Genomic DNA, 20,592 nt, shown 5'->3' on the forward strand with positions numbered 1-20,592 from the left:
GTGGGGGAGTCGTCACCCGCCCATCATGCCAACAGGGCACGGATCCCCCGGTACGCGGCACGGGTAGAGTCTGGTCCGTGACGTCATACCACCCCGCCGCGGTCATCATCCTGGCCGCCGGCGAAGGAACGCGGATGAAGTCGACGACTCCCAAGGTGCTCCACCGCATCGGTGGGCGCACGCTGCTGGGGCACGCGCTGCACGCGGCCCGTGAGGCCGCCCCCGAGCACCTCGCTGTCGTGGTGCGCCACGAGCGGGAGCGGGTCGCCGCCCACGTAGGGGAGCTCGACGGCACGGCCGTCGTCGCCGACCAGGACGAGGTCAAGGGCACCGGTCGCGCCTGTGAGTGCGGCCTCGACGCGCTCCCCGCGGGCCTCGAGGGCACGGTCCTCGTGACGATGGGCGACGTCCCGCTGCTCACCGGTCGGACGCTGACCGAGCTCACCGAGCGGCACGAGGCCAGCGGTGCGGCGGTCACCGTCATCACCGCCGAGCTGCCCGACGCCGGGTCCTACGGTCGGGTCGTGCGCGACGTCGACGGTGACGTCGTCGCGATCATGGAGTTCAAGGACGCGCTGCGCCACCGCGAGGCCGGCGACGAGCTCGCGCACGTCGTCGACATCCGCGAGATCAACTCCGGCATCTACGCCTTCGACGCCGCGGTGCTCCGCGCGGCGCTCACCGAGGTGGGCACGGACAACGCGCAGGGCGAGAAGTACCTCACCGACGTCATCGGCATCGCACGGCGGGAGGGCCGCAGGGTCGCCGCCCACCTCGTGGACGACCTGTGGCAGACCGAGGGCGTCAACGACCGGGTCCAGCTGGCGGCCCTGGGCAAGGAGCTCAACCGCCGCACCGTCGAGCACTGGATGCGCGAGGGGGTGACCGTCGTCGACCCGGACACCACGTGGATCGACGCCGACGTCACCATCGGCCGCGACACGACCGTCCGGCCCGGGACCCAGCTCCTCGGCGCCACCACCGTCGGGGCCGAGGTGGTCGTCGGCCCGGACACCACTCTCACCGACGTCGAGGTCGGCGACGGGGCCAGCGTGGTGCGCACCCAGGCCGAGCTCGCGCAGATCGGGCCGGGTGCCACCGTGGGGCCCTTCTCGTTCCTCCGCCCCGGCACGGTGCTGGGCGCCCGCGGCAAGATCGGGGGCTTCGTGGAGACCAAGAACGCCACGATCGGCGAGGGGGCCAAGGTGCCGCACCTGACCTACTGCGGCGACGCGACGGTCGGCGAGGGCGCCAACATCGGGGCCGGGACGATCTTCGCCAACTACGACGGGGTCGCCAAGCACCACACGAGCATCGGGCGGCACAGCTTCGTCGGGTCGAACTCGGTGCTGGTCGCACCGGTCGACATCGCCGACGGGGCGTATGTCGCAGCCGGCTCGGCGATCGAGGGCCGGGTCGGCCCGGGGCAGATCGCGGTGGCCCGCGGGCGCCAGCGCAACGTGGACGGCTGGGTCGCACGGCGGCGCGCCGGGACCGCGACCGCCGGGGCCGCCGAGGCGGCGCTCGCCGGGCAGGGGGACGGCGCACCCCCTACCTCTCCGTCCCCCACCTCCCGCCCGACCCCCACCCAGGAGAGCTGAATGACCGGCATCCACCGCAGCTCGGACAAGACCCTCATGGTGTTCTCCGGGCGGGCGCACACGGCGCTGGCCGAGGAGATCGCCGAGAACCTCGAGATCTCGCTGGTCCCCACGACCTCCTACGCCTTCGCCAACAGCGAGATCTACGTGCGCTTCGACGAGTCGGTCCGCGGGTGCGACGCCTTCGTGATCCAGAGCCACACGGCGCCGGTCAACGAGGCGATCATGGAGCACCTGATCATGGTCGACGCGCTCAAGCGCGCCTCGGCCAAGCGGATCACGGTCGTGCTCCCGTTCTACGGGTACGCCCGGCAGGACAAGAAGCACCGCGGCCGTGAGCCGATCTCCGCACGACTGATGGCCGACCTGTTCAAGACTGCAGGGGCCGACCGGCTGATGGCCGTCGACCTGCACACCGCGCAGATCCAGGGCTTCTTCGACGGGCCCGTCGACCACCTCATGGCCCTGCCGATCCTGGCCGACTACGTCAAGAAGAAGTACGCCGGGGAGGACCTCGCGGTCGTCTCGCCGGACGCCGGCCGGATCAAGGTCGCGGAGTACTGGTCCAACCGCCTCGGTGGTGTCCCGCTGGCCTTCATCCACAAGACGCGTGACACCACCCGCCCGAACCAGTCGGTCGCCAAGCGCGTGGTCGGTGAGGTCTCCGGCCGGATGTGCGTGCTCGTGGACGACATGATCGACTCCGGCGGCACCATCTGCCAGGCGGCCGACGCGCTGATGGCGGAGGGCGCCAAGGGCGTCGTCGTGGCCGCCACCCACGCGATCTTCTCCGACCCGGCGGTCCAGCGGCTGCGCGACTCCGTAGCCACCGAGGTGATCGTCACCAACACGCTGCCGCTGTCGGACGAGGCGCGGGCCCTCGACAAGATCACCGAGCTCTCGATCGCACCGCTGATCAGCCGGGCGATCCGCGAGGTGTTCGAGGACGGCTCGGTCACCTCGATGTTCGACGGCCAGGCCTGAGCGGCGAGGTCCGAGAAGCGGTTTTCCTCGGGAGCCGTCGGGACGCTAGACTCTTCGGGTTGCCTCGGCGAGGGACGCTGCACGACGCAGCGGGCCGTGATTCGACGAAGCGTGTCTGAGCCAACCGACTCCTCCTGTCGGTGCCGTCCGGACGCCTCCGCGATCAGCACGCACGTGCCGTGTCCCGCGTCGAGGCCCGAACCCCTGACCCGATCTCACGACAGAAGGCCCTGACACATGTCTGACTCCATCACCATCTCCGCCGAGAAGCGCACCGAGTTCGGCAAGGGCGCCGCCCGCCGCATCCGCCGCGCCGACAAGATCCCCGCGGTCCTCTACGGCCACGGCACCGAGCCGGTGCACCTCACCCTGCCGGGCCACGAGACGATGATGGCGCTCAAGGTCAGCAACGCCGTCCTCACGCTCGACGTGGAGGGTGCCGAGCAGCTGGCCCTGGCCAAGGACGTGCAGCGCGACCCGATCCGGCGCACCATCGAGCACGTCGACCTCGTCGTCGTGCGCAAGGGCGAGAAGGTCACCGTCGACGTGGGCATCCACCTCGAGGGCCAGGCCGCCGTGGAGACCGTGGTCACCCTCGAGAACAACACCCTGACCGTCGAGGCCGAGGCCACGCACATCCCCGAGTTCATCGTCGTCTCGGTCGAGGGCCTCAAGGCCGGCACCCAGATCCACGCGGACGCGGTGGAGCTGCCTGCGGGCACCACCCTGATCACCGACCCCGAGGTGCTCGTCGTCAACGTGACGCAGTCCATCACCGAGGAGGCACTGGAGGCCGAGCTTGCCGAGGCCGAGGCCGAGGCCGGCATCGAGCACGAGGAGGCTGGCGACGAGGCCGAGCCCGCCGAGGACGCCGCCTCCGAGGAGACCTCCGAGGACAAGACCGAGGAGTGAGCCGCCGGCGGTTCGCGCACTGACGCTCGACGTGGCCACGTCACCCGCGGGACCTTCCGCGCGGTGACGTGGCCACGTCCGTCCCGAGAAGGAGAACACCCACGGACGAAGCCTGGCTGGTCCTTGGGATGGGCAACCCCGGTCCCCGGTATGCCGCACACCGCCACAACGTGGGCGCGATGGTGGTCGAGGAGCTGGGCCGGCAGACGTCGGCGACCCTGAAGCAGCACCGGTCCGCGCAGGCCCGTGCGGCAGAGGTGCGTCTGGGCACCCTGCAAGGCGGACTGCCCGGCCCGCGCGCGGTCATCGCCGTGCCGATGACCTACATGAACGTCTCGGGCGGCCCCGTCGCCGGGCTGGTCTCCTTCTTCAAGGTCCCCCCGGAGCAGGTCGTCGTCGTCCACGACGAGCTCGACATCGACTTCGGCTCCGTCCGGCTCAAGCGCGGCGGCGGCGAGGGCGGCCACAACGGGCTGCGCTCCGTCAGCCAGTCGCTGGGCACCAAGGACTACCTGCGGGTGCGGCTGGGCATCGGTCGCCCCCCGGGCCGTCAGGACCCGGCCGACTACGTGCTCTCGGACTTCCCGGCCAGGGACAGGGTCGAGGTGGAGCTGCTGGTGGGCGAGGGCGCCGACGCCGTGCTCGACCTCGTCTCGCTGGGTCTGGAGGCCACCCAGCAGCGGTTCCACTCCCGGTAGGAGACGACCGAGGGGCCGCCAGACCCGGCAGAACGCCGGCCCGACGGCCCCGGTGCCCTCGTCGGGGAGGGTCAGGCCTGGTTCTTCAGCGCCTGCAGCCGCGCCTCGACCTCGGCGTTGGTGTCGTTGTCCTCCAGCTCGGCGAACTGGTCCTCCAGCCGCGTGGCCTGCGCCTCGGCGCGCCCCTGCACCATCGCCTCCTGCCGGCGGATGTTGTCCTCCCAGCGGGCGAGGTCGCTGGACGGGTCCATCACGTCGATCGAGGACATCGCGTCGTGGACCTTCTCCTGGGCCTCGACGCTGCGGGCGCGGGCGACGAGGGTCCCGCGGCGCGACCTCAGGTCCTCCAGCTTGACCTTCATCTGGACGAGCCCCTCCTTGAGCTGCTCGACCGTCGCGTTCTGCTGCTGGATCGCCGGCTCGCTGGCCGTGATGTCGTTCTCGTGCTGGATCTGGCGGCCCAGCGCGACGCGCGCCAGGTTGTCGAACTTGTAGGCCCCGTCCGGGTCGCCCCCGCCCCGCATCTGCTCGGCCTTGGCCGAGGCAGCGGCCGCCTTGCGGCCCCACTCGCTGGAGGCCTCGCGGTCGGTCTGCAGGTCAGCCTCGGCCATGCGCACGTTCGCGATCGTCTGGGCGACCGCCTCCTCGGCCTCGGCGATGCTGTTGGTGTAGTCGCGGATGAGCTGGTCCAGCATCTTCTCGGGATCCTCCGCGCGGTCCAGGAGGGAGTTGATGTTGGCGCGCGTGAGCTGGCTGATGCGGCCGAGGATCGTCTGCTTCTGGGTCATGCTCGGTTCCTTTCCTTGACCGCCGTGGTCGGCGGTGGTTCGTGGGTAAGAGGGAGAGTCGGGGGTGGGCGGACGGGCAGCGGCTCGGGCAACGGCCCCGGGTGCGGGTCAGAAGCGCCCGCCGGAGAAGGAACCTCCACCACCTCCGCCACCGAAGCTTCCGCCACCGAAGCTGCCGCCGCCGCCGAAGCCGCCTCTGCCGCCGCCGCCCCAGCCGCCGGAGTGGTGGTGGCCGCCGCCGCGGCCGCCGAGGAGGATGCCGCCGAGGATGACGGACCAGGGATCGATGCCGCCGGAGCGGTTGCCCCCGCCGAAGCCGCCCGATCCGTCCCACGAGCTGAGGTCGTTCTGCGCCTCGGTCAGCGCCTGCTCCCCGAGCTGCTCCGCCCGCGTCAGCAGGCCCATGGCCGTCGTCGGGTCGGTGCTCGCGACCTGCTGCGCCTCGTCGAAGACTCGCAGCGCCTCGGAGATGCGGGTGCGGGCGCCGCTGCTCACCGCACCGCGGCGGGTGCGGATCGTCTCGTCGATGCTGCGCAGGCGGGCGCCTACGCGGGCGACCCGGTCGGTGAAGTTGTCGCGCATCTTCGCGGTGTGCGCCGCGGAGTCCCGCATCGGCTCCAGGAGGGTGTCGAGGTCGTGCTCGGCAGCGTCCAGCTCGGCCAGCGCCCGCAGGGGGTCGCCGGAGGTCCGGGCAAGCCGCGCCTGGTCCACGGCCGCGCGGGCGCGCTGGGTGGCCTGGGCGACGGTGGGCTCCTGGGGCGCCAGGCGGGTGGCGTCCTGAAGGTCGGCGGTGATGGAGGTGATCCGTCGGGTCAGCTCGTCGCCGGACCGGGCGAGGTCGGCGTCCGCGCGCGAGATCTGGTCGAGCAGCGTCGCGGCCTGACCGATGGCCTCCTCCGCGGCACGTGCGGCGGCGACGGCCGAGGGCCGGTCGTCGCGCTCGAGGGACTGCTGTCCGGCGGTGACGAAGCCGTCTGCAGAGTCGAGCAGGTTGCCGGCCTGTGCGCGGTGGTCCCGGACCGTGGCCAGGGCCTCGGCGGGGTGACGGGCCTGCAGCCCGCTGATCTCCTGGTCCGCGACCGGCAGCCGGGCGCGCGTCTCGCGCAGCCGGGTGCCGAGCTCGGCGAGGAACTCGGGCGCCCGGTCCTGCAGGGAGCGCAGCGTGGCGAACTCCTGGGTGTGCTCGTCGAGGGCCTTCCGGGAGGTGCTGGTCAGTTCGACGATGCGCGCGAGCATGCTGCGCTCGACGTCCTCGGGCTCCTTCTGGTCGTCGTCCAGCTGCTGCCGCAGCGAGAACGCCTCCTTGGCGGCCGCCTTGGCCCGCTGCAGGGCCTCGCGGAACTGGTCGGTGCGCTGGGTGCCGAACTGCGCCTCGGCGAAGGCCAGCTCCTCGTCGGCGGAGCGGACGGCGTTGTCCATCGTCACCAGGGCCTCGGAGGCCTCGCGCTGCAGGTCCTGCAGGGGGACCGTGCGGACGTTCGGCGGCACGGGGATGCCGCTGCTGGGCCGGCGACCCTTCTTCCTGCCCAGCCGGCTGATGACCCCCGCCCCGGCGAAGATCAGCAGGGGAGCCCCGAAGAAGAGGGCGCCGAAGCCGCTGCCGAGGCCGTCGGAGGACTGCGGGTAGACGGGGCCGCCGTCGTCGGGGACGACCACGCCACCCCCGCCGCCGGAGTCGTCGCCGTACACGCGGGCGAAGCCCTGCGCCGCGCCGCTGACGGCACCGGCCCAGTCGTCGTTGGCCAGGAAGGGCTCGATGTCCTGCAGCTGCACCGACTGCAGCGCCGACTCGCTCAGGGTGCTCCCGACGTCACCGACGGCGTACTGGCGCTGGTCCACGGCCACGGCGAGCACGAGGTCGCCCGTGCCCATCCCGGAGGCGTCGGAGGTCAGCTCGGCCCACGTCGGGCCGTCCACCTCCTCGCCTCCGTCGGTGAACCGGTCGACGAAGACGACGAAGAGCTGCAGCCCGGTCTCCTCGCGCAGCGCGTCGATGTCCTCGATCGCCTGCTCCTCATCGGCGGGGGACAGGGCGTCGACGGGGTCGTGCACCGGCCCGGGCAGGTTGAGGGGGTCCTCGGCCGACGCGGGAGGCACCGCCACGACGGTGACCACGACCATGGCCACCAGCAGCGCCACCGCCACCAGCACGGCAGACCACCACGGTCCGCGGTCGGCGCCCCTGCCCACGAGCTGTCTCATCACGTCTGCGATCCTCCCTGACCTGCTCCGGCCCGTCCACCGCACCGGCGGTTGCTTCCTCGAAGCATCGCACGGGCCGCCGGCCCGGAGTGTTGTCGGGGCGCGCCCGTAGACTGGGGGACCGCGCCGCCCTGCGGCCCCTCCCACCGCCACCGCCACCGCTCCCCGGCCCCGCCGGCGTTGCTCCGCGAAGGATCACCATGCACCTGGCCCCCGTCGTCGACCTGCTCTGCGCCGACCCCGGCACGGACCGTGTGCTCGAGGCGGCGCGCGCCGGGGACCCGACGGTCGACGTGTCGCTGGCGGCCGGGGCCCATCCGGCCCTCGTCGCAGCCCTCACCCGCACCGACGAGACGCCTGTCCTGGCCGTCACGGCGACCGGCCGCGAGGCCGACGACCTCGTGGCCGCGCTGCGCGAGCTGCTGCCGGACGGCGGCACGGGGGTGGCCGCGTTCCCGAGCTGGGAGACGCTCCCGCACGAGCGGCTCAGCCCCCGCTCGGACACGGTGGGGCGCCGGCTGGCGACCCTGCGCCGCCTCGCCCACCCGGACCACGACGACCCGCAGGCCGGTCCGGTGCAGGTGGTCGTCGCCTCGGTGCGGGCGCTCCTGCAGCCGATCGTCCGGGGGCTCGGCGAGCTCGAGCCGGTCCGGCTGCGCGCCGGCGAGGACCGGTCCCTCACCGAGGTCGTGGAGGCCCTCGCCGCCGCGGCCTACACCCGCACCGACATGGTGGAGCGGCGGGGTGAGTTCGCCGTGCGCGGCGGCATCCTCGACGTCTTCCCACCCACCGAGGAGCACCCCGTCCGCATCGAGTTCTGGGGGGACACGGTCGAGGAGGTCCGCTGGTTCAAGGTCGCGGACCAGCGCTCGCTCGAGATCGCCGACGACGGCCTCTTCGCGCCGCCGTGCCGCGAGGTGCTGCTCACCGACGACGTGCGCGCCCGCGCCGTCGCCCTGCAGGACACCCTGCCGGGGGCCACCGACATGCTCGCCAAGATCGCCGAGGGCATCGCGGTGGAGGGCATGGAGTCGCTCGCGCCGGTGCTCGTGGACGGGATGGAGACGCTCGTCGACGTGCTGCCCCCGGGTGCGCGGGTGGTCGTGCTGGAACCGGAGCGGGTGCGCACCCGCGCGCACGACCTGGTCGCCACGAGCGAGGAGTTCCTGCAGGCCAGCTGGGCCGCCGCGGCAACCGCAGACGGCGCCGCCCCGATCGACCTGGAGAAGGCCCTCGGCACCGCCTCGTCGTGGTCGTTGGCGCACATGCGCAGCCACACCCTCGACTCCGGCCATCCCTGGTGGTCGCTCACCGCCTTCGTCGCCGACGCCGAGCTGGCCGAGCTCATGGAGCCCGGTGACGACGACGTCACCACCCTGGTCGTCCCCAGCACCCACGTCGACGCCTACCGCGGCGACCGGGAGGCGATCGCCCGCGACGTTCGGGCCTGGCTGGCCGCGGGCCGGCAGGTCCTGGTGAGCCTGGACGGGGCAGGTATGGCGCGGCGCGTCGCCGAGGTCCTGGGCGAGCACGACATACCCCACCGGTTGGTGAGCCCGCTCGACCCGGACGCGCCGGTCGACGCGGCCCTGGTGACGGTGACGACGGGCGCCGCAGGACGCGGGTTCGCGCTCACCGGCAGCGGGTTCGTGCTCGTGGGGGAGACCGACCTGACCGGTCAGCCGTCGACGACGGGGGGCTCCACCCGCGACATGCGCAGGATGCCCTCGCGCCGCCGGTCCCAGGTCGACCCGCTCTCGCTGCGCCCGGGTGACTACGTCGTGCACGAGCAGCACGGCGTCGGCCGGTTCGTCCAGATGGTCCAGCGCACCGTCCAGAACGCGACGCGCGAGTACATCGTCCTGGAGTACGCCTCGTCCAAGCCGCGCGGCCACAACCAGCCGGACCGGCTCTTCCTGCCCACCGACCAGCTCGACCAGCTCACGCGCTACTCCGGGGGCGAGGCGCCCACCCTCAATCGGCTCGGCGGCTCGGACTGGCAGAAGACCAAGAGCAGGGCGCGCAAGCACGTCAAGCAGATCGCCGCCGAGCTCATCCGCCTCTACTCCGCGCGGATGGCCAGCGAGGGCCACGCCTTCGCCCCCGACACCCCGTGGCAGCGCGAGCTCGAGGACGCCTTCGCGTTCACCGAGACCCCGGACCAGCTCTCCTCGATCGAGGAGGTGAAGGCCGACATGGAGAAGTCGGTCCCGATGGACCGGCTGATCAGCGGCGACGTCGGCTACGGCAAGACCGAGATCGCCGTGCGCGCGGCCTTCAAGGCCATCCAGGACGGCAAGCAGGTCGCGGTGCTCGTTCCCACGACGCTGCTCGTGCAGCAGCACTTCCAGACCTTCTCCGAGCGCTACGCCCAGTTCCCGGTGACGGTGCGCGCGCTGTCCCGCTTCCAGGCGGAGAAGGAGGCGAAGCAGACCATCGCCGGGCTGGCCGAGGGGTCCGTCGACCTCGTCATCGGCACGCACCGGCTGCTCGGCTCGTCGGTGCGCTTCAAGGACCTCGGGCTGGTCATCATCGACGAGGAGCAGCGCTTCGGGGTCGAGCACAAGGAGCAGCTCAAGGCACTGCGCACGAACGTCGACGTGCTGGCGATGTCGGCCACCCCGATCCCGCGCACCCTGGAGATGGCGGTGACGGGGATCCGCGAGATGTCGACGCTGGCCACCCCGCCGGAGGAGCGCCACCCCGTGCTCACCTTCGTCGGCGGCTACGACGAGAAGCAGATCGGGGCGGCCGTGCGGCGCGAGCTGCTGCGCGAGGGCCAGGTCTTCTACATCCACAACAAGGTCGGGTCCATCGAGAAGGCCGCGTCGCGGCTGCGCGAGCTCGTGCCCGAGGCCCGGATCGAGACCGCCCACGGCCAGATGGGTGAGCACAAGCTGGAGCAGGTCGTCGTCGACTTCTGGGACCGCAAGTTCGACGTGCTCGTCTGCACGACGATCGTCGAGACGGGCCTGGACATCTCCAACGCCAACACCCTCATCGTGGAACGTGCGGACATGCTCGGCCTGTCCCAGCTGCACCAGCTGCGCGGGCGCGTCGGGCGGGGGCGCGAGCGCGCCTACGCCTACTTCCTCTACCCGCCGGAGAAGCCGCTGACCGAGACGGCGGTGGACCGGCTGCAGACGATCGCCGCGAACACCGACCTCGGGTCCGGCATCGCCGTGGCGATGAAGGACCTCGAGATCCGCGGCGCCGGCAACCTGCTCGGCGGTGAGCAGTCGGGCCATATCGAGGGCGTGGGCTTCGACCTCTACGTCCGGATGGTCGGCGAGGCGGTCGCGACCTACAAGGGCGAGGCCGACGAATCGCCGGCCGAGGTCAAGATCGAGCTGCCCGTCGACGCCCACCTCCCGCACGACTACGTGCCGGGGGAGCGGCTGCGGCTGGAGGCCTACCGCAAGCTGGCGCAGGTCAAGGACGAGACCGAGCTCGACGAGATCAGGGCCGAGCTGGTCGACCGGTACGGAGAACCGCCCGCCCCCGTGCAGGCGCTCCTGGAGGTCGCCCGGCTGCGCACCGTCGCCCGCGCGGCCGGCGTCGCCGACATCGGGGTGCAGGGCAAGATGGTGCGCTTCGCGCCGGTCGAGGGCCTGCGCGACAGCCAGCAGCTGAGACTGAACCGGCTCTACCCCGGGACGATCATCAAGCCCGCGCTGCGCCAGGTCCTGGTGCCGGCACCGATGACGGCACGTGTCGGCGGCAAGCCGCTGCGCGACAGCGAGGTCCTGGACTGGGCCTCCCAGCTGCTCCGCGCGGTGCTGCTCGACGACATCGCGGCCGCGGCGAAGCAGGGCGGCTAGGTCAGAGGGTCGTCACGGCGCCGTCAGGGGCCATCAGGACCGTCGACGCCCGGCGTGGCGGATGCAGGCCCGTGCGGTCGGCCGGGCTCCCAGCCTCCCGTCGCCGATGGGCTCCTGACAGACCTCGCAGCGGCCATAGGTCCCGGCTGCCAGCCGGGCGGTCGCCGCGTCGATCTCGGCCAGGGCGGCGTGGGCCTGGCCGGTGAGCGACGCCAGCTGCGCCCGCTCGTAGGCGATGGTCTGCCCCTCCGGGTCGTGCTCGTCGTCGGCGTTCGAGCCCCGGGAGGCGTCGACGAGGCCGACCATGTCGTCATCCATCTGCGCGATCCGTCCCTGGGCGGAGGCGCGCATCTCCGCCAGGCGGGCAGCCGCGTCCGGCGCGGGGTCACGGTCGGGTGACGAGCCGGGCGGCGCCACGGCCAGCGTCAGCCGCGCAGGGTGTCCAGCGCCTCGACGATCGGCACCGGACCGTTGTTGAAGGCCACCGTCACGCCCGCGAGGTCCTGACGCTCCACGACCGCGGCGACGACGCGGGCCACGTCCGCGCGGCTCACCTCACCCGCAGTCACGTCGCTGCCCGGACCGGCGACCTCGATGTGCCCGGTCGCGGCGTCCAGGGTGAGCGTGCTCGGGGCCACGACCACCCAGTCGAGCGTGCTCGACCGCAGGTGCTCGTCGGCCTCGGTCTTGGCCTGCGCGTAGGGGTAGAACGCGTGGCCCTCAGGGACGCCGTGGTCGGGTCCCGCCCCGAAGTAGGACACCATCACGTAGCGGCCGACCCCGGCCCGCACGGCGGCGTCCATCGACCGGATCGCGGCGTCGCGGTCGACGGCCCAGGTGCGCTCGGCGCTCCCCCCGCCCGCGCCCGCCGACCAGACGACCAGGTCGTGCCCGGCCAGCAGGTCCGTCAGCGCGTCGGCGTCGAGCGCCTCCACGTCGGCCACGACCGGCAGGGCCCCCGTCGCGCCGACCTCCTCGGCGTGGTCGGGGTTGCGGATGATCCCGTCGACGTCGTGCCCGGCCTGCCGCAGCAGCGGCCCGAGCTCGAGGGCGACCTTGCCGTGTCCTCCGATGATGGCGATGCGCATACCAGGGTCAGCACCGCGCACCCCCGTGTCATTCCCGGGGCTGCCCGTTCCAGCGCTCGGTCGGGGACCGGCGCCGGTCCCCGACCGTGGCATCCTGACGCCCATGACCAGCCTCAGCACCCGACTCCTCGAGCCCGCCACCCGGCCGCAGGTGGTGGACGCCCTCGTGCAGCTGGCCGACACCGAGATGGCCGCCAAGACGGGGCTCTCGGGTGCGGTCCTGCGGACCGCCTACGGTGCGGCGAAGAGGCTCGGCGAGGGCCGGGTGCGCCGGGCCGTCGACGCGGTCCTGCCCGGTGTGGCCTCCACGCTGGACCCCTACCACGACGCGGCCGGTGCGACTCCGTTCGGTGCCTACCTGGCCGACCCTGCCCGCAGCTCCCAGGTCGCCGACCAGCTCCTCGCCGTGGCCGACGCGAAGGCCGCGGCGGTCGAGGGCAACCCCCTGGGCAGGGTGTACTCCTCCGTCCGGGGCAGGGCCAAGGACCACGTCGTGGCCGCCCTGCCCGGGCTGGGCACGACCCTGGAGCGCTTCGCCCGCTGACGCGGCGTCGTGCGATGATGGCCCACGTGTTGCGCTCGCGTCTGATCCCCGCCCTCGCGGTCACCGCCGCCCTCGTCCTGTCCGGCTGCTCCGGTGTCGGCTCCGATCTCGGGGTCGCCGTCGACGACCGCGAGTTCTCGGTCGCCGAGCTCCAGGAGGCCACCTCCCAGCTCAACGCGGCGTCGGCCCAGGTCGGCGCACCGCAGCAGGTCGGCGGACCGCAGCAGGTCGTGGCCGACCTCGCGCTCCTGCCGGTCCTGGAGGGGATCTTCGCCGGCTCGCCCGCCGAGGTGAGCGACGCACAGGTCCGCAGCTTCCTGACCGCGAACGGCGTTCCCGACCCGGGGGTCGCCACCATCGCGGCGGCGCGCTCGCGGCAGTACCAGGTCGCGCTCGGCGACCCCGCCACCTTCGAGGACCCGGCCATGGCGGAGGTGCTGGCCCGCGCCCAGTCCGTCACCACCGAGGACCTCGCGCAGGTCGACGTCGAGGTCAACCCCCGCTACGGCGCGTGGGACGTCAACAACGGCGGCGTGGTGCCCGAGGTCCCCGCGTGGATCCAGAGCAGCACCGACAGCTGACGCTGCTGCTGAGCAGCCCCCGGGTCGCGCCGGGGCTGCTGTCGGCGACCGCCTGGGAGTCCCTCCGCGCCGCCGGCGCCGTCCTCGCGGCGGACCCCGCCGCCCCGCACCCGGCGGCGGTCGCCGCCGCCGGGATCCACGTGGCAGCCCCCTCGCCGGCCGACGCTCACACCCCCGGGACCCTCGCCGAGCACCTCCTGCAGCTCGTGGCCGAGCACGGCCACGTCGTCTGGCTCGGCTCCCCGGACGGGGACCCCGGCCTGTCCGAGGCGCTCGCGGTGGCGCTGCCCGACGAGGACCCGCCCGCCCTGGAGCTCCTGGTCGGCTCGTGGGACACGACGGGCGCCCGCCTCCTCGACGCGGTCGCGGTCATGGACCGGCTGCGGGCACCGGGCGGGTGCCCGTGGGACGCGGCGCAGACGCACGCCAGCCTCACGCCCTACCTGCTCGAGGAGGTGCACGAGGCGGTCGAGGCGCTGGAGGTGCTGGACGACCCGGCGGCCGACCGGTCGCACGCTCTCGAGGAGCTCGGTGACGTCCTCCTCCAGGTCCTCTTCCACGCGCGGGTGGCCGCCGAGCACGAGGACGACCCGTTCGACGTCGACGACGTCGCGGCCGGGCTCGTCGACAAGCTGGTCCGGCGTCACCCGCACGTCTTCGCCGACGTCGAGGCGGCCGATCCGGCTGAGGTGGAGGACAACTGGGAGCAGATCAAGGCCCGGGAGAACCTCGGCAAGCCAGGCCGTCAGCACGCCCTCGACGGGATCCCGGAGGGTATGCCGGAGCTCGCGCGGGCGGTCAAGGTGGCCTCCCGGCTGGGTCGGGGCGGGCGGTCGGACTGGCTCGCGGGATGGGTGTCGGACCGCGGTTCCCAGGGGGACCCGGGGGTCGAGGTGCTCCGCGTCGTCCTGGACCTGCACGAGCGCGACGTCGACGCAGCGGCCGCACTCCGGCATACCCTCCGCGCCCTGGTGGCCGACGCACGCTCGGTTCCTGACCGGGGCTAGGCTCGGGACGGACACAGACCACCCACGCCCGCCCACCGACAAGGAGAGCCCATGGCCGTCATCGACGCCATCATCGCCCGCGAGATCCTCGACTCCCGCGGCAACCCCACCGTCGAGGTGGAGGTCGGACTGGACGACGGCACGGTCGCCCGCGCCGCGGTCCCCTCGGGCGCCTCGACCGGCGCCTTCGAGGCGGTCGAGCGCCGTGACGGCGACGACAGCCGCTACCTCGGCAAGGGTGTCGAGCAGGCAGTCACCGCCGTCATGGACGACCTCGAGCCGCGCCTGCTGGGCTTCGACGCCTCCGAGCAGCGGCTGGTCGACGGCGAGATGCTCGCCCTCGACGGCACCGACAACAAGGCCGAGATCGGCGCCAACGCGATCCTGGGCGTCTCGCTCGCCGTGGCCAAGGCCGCCGCCGACTCCGCCGGACTGCCCCTCTTCCGCTACGTCGGAGGGCCCAACGCGCACGTGCTGCCCGTGCCGATGATGAACATCCTCAACGGTGGGTCGCACGCGGACTCCAACGTCGACATCCAGGAGTTCATGATCGCGCCGATCGGCGCCGGTTCGTTCCGGGAGGCCCTGCGCTGGGGCGCGGAGGTCTACCACGCCCTGAAGTCGGTGCTCAAGGAACGCGGACTGGCGACCGGCCTCGGTGACGAGGGTGGCTTCGCGCCCGACCTGGAGTCCAACCGTGCCGCCCTCGACCTCATCCTGGAGGCCATCGCCAAGGCCGGCTACACCGCGGGATCCGACATCGCGCTCGCGCTCGACGTGGCTGCCTCGGAGTTCCACGACGGCGGGTCCTACGCCTTCGAGGGCGGGACGCGCTCCGCCGACGAGCTGATCGACTACTACGCCGAGCTCGTCGACGCCTACCCCCTCGTCTCGATCGAGGACCCGCTGGACGAGGACGACTGGGAGGGCTGGGTGCGCATCACCGAGCGCCTCGGCGACCGCGTGCAGCTGGTCGGGGACGACCTGTTCGTCACCAACCCCGTGCGTCTCCAGCGGGGCATCACCGACGGCGCCGGCAACGCGCTGCTCGTCAAGGTCAACCAGATCGGCACGCTCACCGAGACCCTCGACGCGGTCGCCCTGGCGCACGCCAACGGCTACCGCTGCATGATGAGCCACCGCTCCGGCGAGACCGAGGACGTGACGATCGCCGACCTGGCGGTGGCCACCAACTGCGGCCAGATCAAGACCGGTGCCCCGGCCCGCTCCGAGCGCGTCGCGAAGTACAACCAGCTGCTGCGCATCGAGGAGGAGCTCGACGACGCCGGCGTGTATGCCGGTGCCGGCGCCTTCCCGCGCTTCCGCCAGCAGGGCTGAGCACGACCGAGCACGAGGACCCGGCCCGGGTCGTCGCACCACGACGGTGCGCAGGCACCATGTCGGTGCACCCGGGGCCGGGTCCTCGTGTCTGGGCGACCTCCCGGCCTGCCTGACCCACCAGCCCAGGCGCACGGCATACCCTGATCCCACGTCGGCCCACGCCGACCAGGTGCTGCACCACCCCGCCCACCCGACGCAAGGAGCGAGCCAGATGAGCGCCACCCGCGGACCGCGCACGCCGCGGACCCCCGCGCCCCGTGGCTCGTCGGGCGGTCCGGGCGCACCGGCCGGTCGCGCGCCGAGACGGGGGTCGAGCAGGCCAGCGCCGTCGCGACGACCGGGCGCGCGCCCGGGTGTGCGCGGCGTCGCCGGCGCCGGCGCCTCGGCCGCGACGTCGGTGCGGCGGGCGCCCGCGCACGTGCGGAGGATGCTCGGGCTGCTGGTCCTGGTGGTCGTGATGAGCCTGGTGGTGGCGCCCGTGCTGTCGGGCTACCTGCGCCAACGCGCCGAGATCACCGCCGCGCGGCAGCAGATCGTCCAGGAGCAGCAGGAGATCGACCAGCTCGAGCAGGAGCTGGCCAAGTGGGACGACAAGGACTACGTCGAGCAGCAGGCCCGCGAGCGCCTGCGGTTCGTCAAGGAGGGCGAGACCGCCTTCACCGTCATCGACGACACCGGCACGGACTACACCGAGGCGCTGCCCGGGATGGCACCGGTCAGCGACGAGGTCCTGACCGCCAGCCCCTGGTACGGCCAGGTCTGGGAGTCGGTGAAGATCGCCAACGAGGGTCTTCCGGAGACCAAGGAGCCATGAGCAACCCCGACCGCACCACGCTGGACGAGACTCCGACCGAGGAGGACCTCCGCGTCATCGGACGTCAGCTGGGCCGCGAGGCCCGCGGCGTCGTGTCCATCGCCCACCGCTGCCCGTGCGGCTGCCCGACGGTGGTCCGCACCGAGCCGCGGCTGCCCGACGGCACGCCGTTCCCGACCAGCTTCTACGCCACCTGCCCCCGGCTCACCGGCGCCATCTCGACGCTGGAGAGCTCGGGCCTGATGCGCGAGATGTCGCACCGTCTGCAGGAGGACGAGTCGTTGCGTTGGCACTACGCCCAGGCGCACGACGACTACCTGCGCCGGCGCGACGAGCTGGCGGCGGTCCCGGAGATCGCAGGGATCAGCGCAGGCGGCATGCCCAACCGCGTCAAGTGCCTGCACGTGCTCGTCGCCCACGCTCTGGCGGCCGGGCCCGGGGTGAACCCCCTGGGTGACGAGGCGATCGCCGCGCTGCCGGAGTGGTGGAGCGACGGGTGCTGCGGCGCGCTCGAGGGCGAGGACACCGGGCAGGTCGCCACGGTGCAGCGCACCTGTCGCGCGCACCACCCGCTGGATCAGGCGTCGGAGGAACGGCCCGAGGTCACCACGTGAGCCGGGTCGGGGCCGTGGACTGCGGCACCAACTCGATCCGGCTGCTGATCGCGGACGTGGTCGAGGGTGCGGACGGTGACGCCGGGCCGACCCTGCGGGAGGTCACCCGGCAGATGCAGATCGTGCGCCTCGGTGAGGGGCTCGACGCGACCGGCCGGATCTCCGACGAGGCCATGCGCCGGACCCTGGCAGCGGCGGAGGGGTATGCCGTGGAGTGCCGGCAGGCGGGGTGCTCGACGGTGCGCTTCGTGGCCACGTCGGCCTCCCGCGACGCCTCCAACTCCGAGGACTTCGTCGCCGGGGTCCGGGAGGCCTTCGGGGACCTCGACGTCATGCCGGAGGTGGTGTCCGGGCAGGAGGAGGCCCACCTGTCCTTCCTCGGCGCGACCGGGGGACTGCGTGCCGCGGGCGCCCCGGGACCCTACCTGGTGGTCGACATCGGCGGAGGCTCGACCGAGTTCGTGCTCGGGGACGCTCAGGTCGAGTCGGCGCGGTCGGTGGACATCGGCTGCGTGCGGATGACCGAGCGCCACCTGCACGACAACCCGCCGACCGAGGACCAGGTGTGGGCCGCGCTGTCCGACATCGTGCGGGCGGTCGACGACGTGGCGCAGGACGTGGACCTCAGTGGTGTGGGCACGCTGGTGGGGCTCGCCGGGTCGGTGACGACGGTGACGGCGCACGCGCTGGGACTGCCGGCCTACGACGCCGCGCGCATCCACGGGGCGGACCTGCCGGTGGCGGACGTCATCGACGCGTGCACCGACCTGTTGCTGATGCCGCGCTCCCGGAGGCGCGAGCTGCCGTTCATGCACGAGGGGCGCGTCGACGTGATCGGCGCCGGTGCCCTCGTGTGGCGCACGGTCGTGCAGCGCGTGGCCCACGACTCCGGTCTCGCCACGGTGCGCGCGTCCGAGACCGACATCCTGGACGGCATCGCGCTCTCGCGCGCCTGAGGTGGGATCCGGCAGGGGGTCGTCGACGCCGTCGCCGCTGTCGCCGTCGCGGCACCCGGTCACCGGCCAGGCCTTCACCTCACCGGTGCCGCCGGGCACGGGGTGGCCGGGCGACCCCGCGACCCCCCTCACGCGGGTGGCCCGGACATCGGCGGGCGTGCGCCGGCTGGCTTCGGGGGCGGCGGACGTGGCGGAGCTCGACGCGCGGGTCTCGGTGTGCCGTGCCTGCCCGCGCCTGGTGGCCTGGCGCGAGGCGGTGGCGACCACCGGCCGTCGGGCCTCGTTCGCGGACCAGCCCTACTGGGGCCGCCCGGGGCCCGGGTTCGGACCGCCCGGTGCGCCCGTCCTCGTCGTCGGGCTCGCGCCCGCTGCCAACGGCGCCAACCGCACGGGGCGGATGTTCACCGGGGACCGCTCGGGCGACTGGATCTACGCAGCCCTGCACCGGGCCGGGTACGCCACCCAGGCCGCGAGCCACCACGGTGGCGACGGTCTCGAGCTGCGAGGCATCCGCATCGTGGCCGCCGTGCGCTGCGCCCCGCCCGACAACAAGCCGACGACCGAGGAGAAGGCCGCCTGCGCGCCGTGGCTCGAGCACGACCTGCAGCTCGCCGAGCCCGGGTTGCGGTCGGTGCTGGCCCTCGGCGCCATCGGCTGGGACGCGTTCCTGCGCTCCGCGCGCGCGGTCGGCTGGTCGGTGCCGCGGCCCAGGCCGAGGTTCGGGCACGGGGCGGAGGCCGTGCTGCACACCTCCTCCGGACGCGAGGTGCGGCTCCTCGGGAGCTACCACGTGAGCCAGCAGAACACCTTCACCGGCAGGCTGACCGAGGAGATGCTGGACGCGGTCATCGCGCGGCTGTGATCTGCGGTGCCGCGACGGCCCGTCCTGCGGGGGACCGCCTCGTGCCTCGGGGCTATCCTGACGGCGCCCCCGTAGCCCAACCGGCAGAGGCAGCCCACTTAAAATGGGTCGAGTGCGGGTTCAAGTCCCGTCGGGGGCACCACTCACCGCCGTCGATGTCGGTGCGCTGCAGGGCACCGGCGCTCGGCCCACCGCCATCCCGCAGTGTGCCATCGCTCAGTTGTTGTAGAGCCGGTTCCGCGACGTCAGCACCTGCAGCGGCACCGCCGGCCCGTCGACGGTGGCGGTGCTCGGGATCGTCGTCCAGGAGCCACCGTCGACACTGACCTCCCCGCCGTACTCGACCGAGATGTAGGGAGCGAGCTCGGCGGCGGCGGTGTACTCGTGCGTGATGTCACCGTGGGGGTAGGGACCGCCGAGGCTGGTCGTCGGGCCGATCGTGCGCCCGTCTCCGGTGACGTAGCTGACGCCTGCCAGCGTGGGACGGATCCTGACCTGGCGTCCCACGAGTGTGGTCGTGTCCACCTCGCTCGGCTCGAACCCGGCGTCGGGCCACGCGAGCTCGAAGTAGACGGGCAGGTTGACCAGCGTGGAGCCGTCCGGGGGCTGGATCACCGCCTCCGGCAGGGCGAACTGGGTCTTGTGGAACTGCTCGACGATCATGGCCTCGGTCAGCTCCTCGGCCGGCTCACCGCTGCGGGTCGGCACGAAGGGCGTGAAGCACGTGGGCGCCACGCTCTCCCAGCCGCCCAAGGGCCCGCTGGCGTCGGCGACGCGTCGGAAGATGATGGCGTAGGGGCCGGGTGACGATGGTGCGTAGATTTCGCAGTAGACGATCGCGGAGCCACAGAGCTCGAGCCGCGGCTGCTCGGGACTGTTCTGGTGGCAGTTGATGACGGCGACGTAGTCGTACCAGGACGTGGGGGTCTCAGCTGAGGCGCCGTCAGGATAGGAGTCGGCGAGAGCCCGGACTTGTGCCTCCGTTAGTCCGGTCACCTTGATCCCATCACCTGGGCCGTCGAAGCACCCGGTCAAACCGCAAAGGAGGAACGCAGCCTGCAGAATCACTGCTCCTCCACGAGGAACAGTCTGTCGACACGCCAACTCCCGTCATAGAGGAGGTTGAACTCCATGACGACGTCATCCTGACGGGGGTAAGTCTCTACCACCTCATCCTCCGCGTTAAGCACATCAACCTGCTGTTGTGCGCCCTTCACGGTGACAACGGCGGAAGTGCCGGCGACAACAGAAGTGGGGGAGCCCATCTCAGCAATAGGGCCTGTTTGCCGTGTGTCCTCCGCCTCAGCCTTCGCGACGGACTCCGAGAACTGCAGGCAGGTTCCGCAGTTGTTTGTTGAATTCTGTTCGAGCAGGCCAACTTCGGGATGCATGCCCGTGTAGTTGATGAGGTCGATGTAGTGCAGGACAAACGCCTCAGCGCCTGCCTCCGTCTGCTCCTTCGCCTCCTCGGGCATCTTGGGAGGTCCGGCGGCCTCGGTCGGCTCCGCCGTCGTCGCAGCGGCCTCGCTGGTCTCGACGACCTCGTCAGGGGTGGCGGTCGCGGTGGTCAGTGCGGGCTCACTCGTCGGGGGTGCGCTGGGTTCGGCCCCTCCGCCGCACCCGGTCAGCACCAGCGCCGCCAGCGCGGCAGCGACATACGCAGCAGGTCTCAACTCGTCACCCCTCCAGGCGGACGCCCGCGGTCCCCACGAGCTCGGTACCCCGCAAGTGTGCCTGACCGCCGGTCAAGAATCCGTTGTCCACAGGTAAAAAGTTCGT

General features: G+C 72.6%; 19 protein-coding genes and 1 tRNA gene. 14 read left to right on the forward strand and 6 right to left on the reverse strand.

From position 1 onward, the window contains the following. Nucleotides 1-77: 77 nt before the first annotated feature. The 4 genes from glmU to pth all read left to right on the forward strand — a co-directional run bounded on the left by glmU (nucleotide 78) and on the right by pth (nucleotide 4,195). Entirely contained in the window at nucleotides 78-1,601 is a 1,524-nt protein-coding gene (gene glmU / locus ACI3ET_RS02575) for a bifunctional UDP-N-acetylglucosamine diphosphorylase/glucosamine-1-phosphate N-acetyltransferase GlmU (protein ID WP_405031388.1), read from the forward strand. Beyond that, on the forward strand, nucleotides 1,602-2,585 hold the full coding sequence (locus tag ACI3ET_RS02580; protein WP_405031389.1) for a ribose-phosphate diphosphokinase: 984 nt from the start codon (nucleotides 1,602-1,604) through the stop codon (nucleotides 2,583-2,585). Nucleotides 2,586-2,822: 237 nt separating this feature from the next. Then, a complete protein-coding gene (locus tag ACI3ET_RS02585; RefSeq protein ID WP_405031390.1) occupies nucleotides 2,823-3,497 on the forward strand; it encodes a 50S ribosomal protein L25/general stress protein Ctc in 675 nt (224 codons plus the stop codon). A gap of 68 nt (nucleotides 3,498-3,565) precedes the next feature. After that, a complete protein-coding gene (gene pth, locus ACI3ET_RS02590; RefSeq protein ID WP_405031391.1) occupies nucleotides 3,566-4,195 on the forward strand; it encodes an aminoacyl-tRNA hydrolase in 630 nt (209 codons plus the stop codon). A 71-nt stretch (nucleotides 4,196-4,266) separates the two neighbouring features. Here pth and ACI3ET_RS02595 read toward each other — a convergent pair whose 3' ends face one another. Together ACI3ET_RS02595 and ACI3ET_RS02600 are read right to left on the reverse strand one after the other, a co-directional pair. Next, complete coding sequence (locus ACI3ET_RS02595; RefSeq protein WP_405031392.1) at nucleotides 4,267-4,983, reverse strand: PspA/IM30 family protein; 717 nt, start codon at nucleotides 4,981-4,983, stop codon at nucleotides 4,267-4,269. A gap of 108 nt (nucleotides 4,984-5,091) precedes the next feature. Then, nucleotides 5,092-7,185 carry a TPM domain-containing protein gene (locus ACI3ET_RS02600; protein ID WP_405031393.1) on the reverse strand — a complete coding sequence of 698 codons (2,094 nt, stop codon included), beginning with the start codon at nucleotides 7,183-7,185 and terminating at the stop codon, nucleotides 5,092-5,094. A 200-nt stretch (nucleotides 7,186-7,385) separates the two neighbouring features. Between ACI3ET_RS02600 and mfd the strand changes: the two genes are divergently transcribed. Next, the gene (mfd, locus tag ACI3ET_RS02605; RefSeq protein ID WP_405031394.1) at nucleotides 7,386-11,006 is read left to right on the forward strand and encodes a transcription-repair coupling factor; all 3,621 of its coding nucleotides are present in this window, start codon (nucleotides 7,386-7,388) and stop codon (nucleotides 11,004-11,006) included. 33 nt (nucleotides 11,007-11,039) lie between these two features. Here mfd and ACI3ET_RS02610 read toward each other — a convergent pair whose 3' ends face one another. Next, entirely contained in the window at nucleotides 11,040-11,423 is a 384-nt protein-coding gene (locus ACI3ET_RS02610) for a TraR/DksA family transcriptional regulator (RefSeq protein ID WP_405031395.1), read from the reverse strand. 8 nt (nucleotides 11,424-11,431) lie between these two features. Further along, entirely contained in the window at nucleotides 11,432-12,094 is a 663-nt protein-coding gene (locus tag ACI3ET_RS02615) for an SDR family oxidoreductase (RefSeq protein ID WP_405031396.1), read from the reverse strand. 103 nt (nucleotides 12,095-12,197) lie between these two features. Between ACI3ET_RS02615 and ACI3ET_RS02620 the strand changes: the two genes are divergently transcribed. The 9 genes from ACI3ET_RS02620 to ACI3ET_RS02660 all read left to right on the forward strand — a co-directional run bounded on the left by ACI3ET_RS02620 (nucleotide 12,198) and on the right by ACI3ET_RS02660 (nucleotide 18,955). Then, the gene (locus ACI3ET_RS02620) at nucleotides 12,198-12,638 is read left to right on the forward strand and encodes a DUF6918 family protein (RefSeq protein WP_405031397.1); all 441 of its coding nucleotides are present in this window, start codon (nucleotides 12,198-12,200) and stop codon (nucleotides 12,636-12,638) included. Between the two features lie 26 nt (nucleotides 12,639-12,664). Then, entirely contained in the window at nucleotides 12,665-13,219 is a 555-nt protein-coding gene (locus ACI3ET_RS02625) for a hypothetical protein (RefSeq protein ID WP_405031398.1), read from the forward strand. Then, complete coding sequence (locus tag ACI3ET_RS02630; protein ID WP_405031399.1) at nucleotides 13,192-14,226, forward strand: nucleoside triphosphate pyrophosphohydrolase; 1,035 nt, start codon at nucleotides 13,192-13,194, stop codon at nucleotides 14,224-14,226. The genes ACI3ET_RS02625 and ACI3ET_RS02630 overlap by 28 nt, the downstream gene beginning before the upstream one ends. Nucleotides 14,227-14,277: 51 nt before the next feature. Further along, nucleotides 14,278-15,564 carry a phosphopyruvate hydratase gene (eno, locus tag ACI3ET_RS02635; protein ID WP_405031400.1) on the forward strand — a complete coding sequence of 429 codons (1,287 nt, stop codon included), beginning with the start codon at nucleotides 14,278-14,280 and terminating at the stop codon, nucleotides 15,562-15,564. 214 nt (nucleotides 15,565-15,778) lie between these two features. Further along, nucleotides 15,779-16,381 carry an FtsB family cell division protein gene (locus tag ACI3ET_RS02640; protein WP_405031401.1) on the forward strand — a complete coding sequence of 201 codons (603 nt, stop codon included), beginning with the start codon at nucleotides 15,779-15,781 and terminating at the stop codon, nucleotides 16,379-16,381. Continuing rightward, a complete protein-coding gene (locus ACI3ET_RS02645; protein ID WP_405031402.1) occupies nucleotides 16,378-16,995 on the forward strand; it encodes a DUF501 domain-containing protein in 618 nt (205 codons plus the stop codon). The genes ACI3ET_RS02640 and ACI3ET_RS02645 overlap by 4 nt, the downstream gene beginning before the upstream one ends. Beyond that, nucleotides 16,992-17,951, forward strand: coding sequence for a Ppx/GppA phosphatase family protein (locus tag ACI3ET_RS02650; protein WP_405031403.1), 960 nt, complete (start codon nucleotides 16,992-16,994; stop codon nucleotides 17,949-17,951). The genes ACI3ET_RS02645 and ACI3ET_RS02650 overlap by 4 nt, the downstream gene beginning before the upstream one ends. Nucleotides 17,952-18,036: 85 nt before the next feature. After that, nucleotides 18,037-18,813, forward strand: coding sequence for a uracil-DNA glycosylase (locus ACI3ET_RS02655; protein WP_405031404.1), 777 nt, complete (start codon nucleotides 18,037-18,039; stop codon nucleotides 18,811-18,813). Nucleotides 18,814-18,878: 65 nt separating this feature from the next. Further along, nucleotides 18,879-18,955, forward strand: a tRNA-Leu gene (locus tag ACI3ET_RS02660). A 74-nt stretch (nucleotides 18,956-19,029) separates the two neighbouring features. Here ACI3ET_RS02660 and ACI3ET_RS02665 read toward each other — a convergent pair. Both ACI3ET_RS02665 and ACI3ET_RS02670 read right to left on the reverse strand, forming a co-directional pair. Continuing rightward, nucleotides 19,030-19,809 (reverse strand): hypothetical protein, encoded by a 780-nt coding sequence (locus ACI3ET_RS02665; RefSeq protein WP_405031405.1) that lies wholly within the window; start codon nucleotides 19,807-19,809, stop codon nucleotides 19,030-19,032. 68 nt (nucleotides 19,810-19,877) lie between these two features. Further along, a complete protein-coding gene (locus ACI3ET_RS02670) occupies nucleotides 19,878-20,486 on the reverse strand; it encodes a DUF6318 family protein (RefSeq protein ID WP_405031406.1) in 609 nt (202 codons plus the stop codon). Between the last annotated feature and the right edge of the window lie 106 nt (nucleotides 20,487-20,592).

This window comes from Ornithinimicrobium jinqii (assembly GCF_045032595.1).
Classification (GTDB): Bacteria; Actinomycetota; Actinomycetes; order Actinomycetales; family Dermatophilaceae; genus Ornithinicoccus.

Excerpts from the sequence above, each read along its gene's own strand:
- ACI3ET_RS02580 (WP_405031389.1), top strand. The coding sequence starts at position 1,602 with ATGACCGGCATCCACCGCAGCTCGGACAAGACCCTCATGGTGTTCTCC.
- ACI3ET_RS02585 (WP_405031390.1), top strand. The coding sequence starts at position 2,823 with ATGTCTGACTCCATCACCATCTCCGCCGAGAAGCGCACCGAGTTCGGC.
- ACI3ET_RS02595 (WP_405031392.1), bottom strand. The coding sequence starts at position 4,983 with ATGACCCAGAAGCAGACGATCCTCGGCCGCATCAGCCAGCTCACGCGC.
- ACI3ET_RS02600 (WP_405031393.1), bottom strand. The coding sequence starts at position 7,185 with ATGAGACAGCTCGTGGGCAGGGGCGCCGACCGCGGACCGTGGTGGTCT.
- mfd (WP_405031394.1), top strand. The coding sequence starts at position 7,386 with ATGCACCTGGCCCCCGTCGTCGACCTGCTCTGCGCCGACCCCGGCACG.
- ACI3ET_RS02615 (WP_405031396.1), bottom strand. The coding sequence starts at position 12,094 with ATGCGCATCGCCATCATCGGAGGACACGGCAAGGTCGCCCTCGAGCTC.
- ACI3ET_RS02620 (WP_405031397.1), top strand. The coding sequence starts at position 12,198 with ATGACCAGCCTCAGCACCCGACTCCTCGAGCCCGCCACCCGGCCGCAG.
- eno (WP_405031400.1), top strand. The coding sequence starts at position 14,278 with ATGGCCGTCATCGACGCCATCATCGCCCGCGAGATCCTCGACTCCCGC.
- ACI3ET_RS02640 (WP_405031401.1), top strand. The coding sequence starts at position 15,779 with ATGAGCGCCACCCGCGGACCGCGCACGCCGCGGACCCCCGCGCCCCGT.
- ACI3ET_RS02645 (WP_405031402.1), top strand. The coding sequence starts at position 16,378 with ATGAGCAACCCCGACCGCACCACGCTGGACGAGACTCCGACCGAGGAG.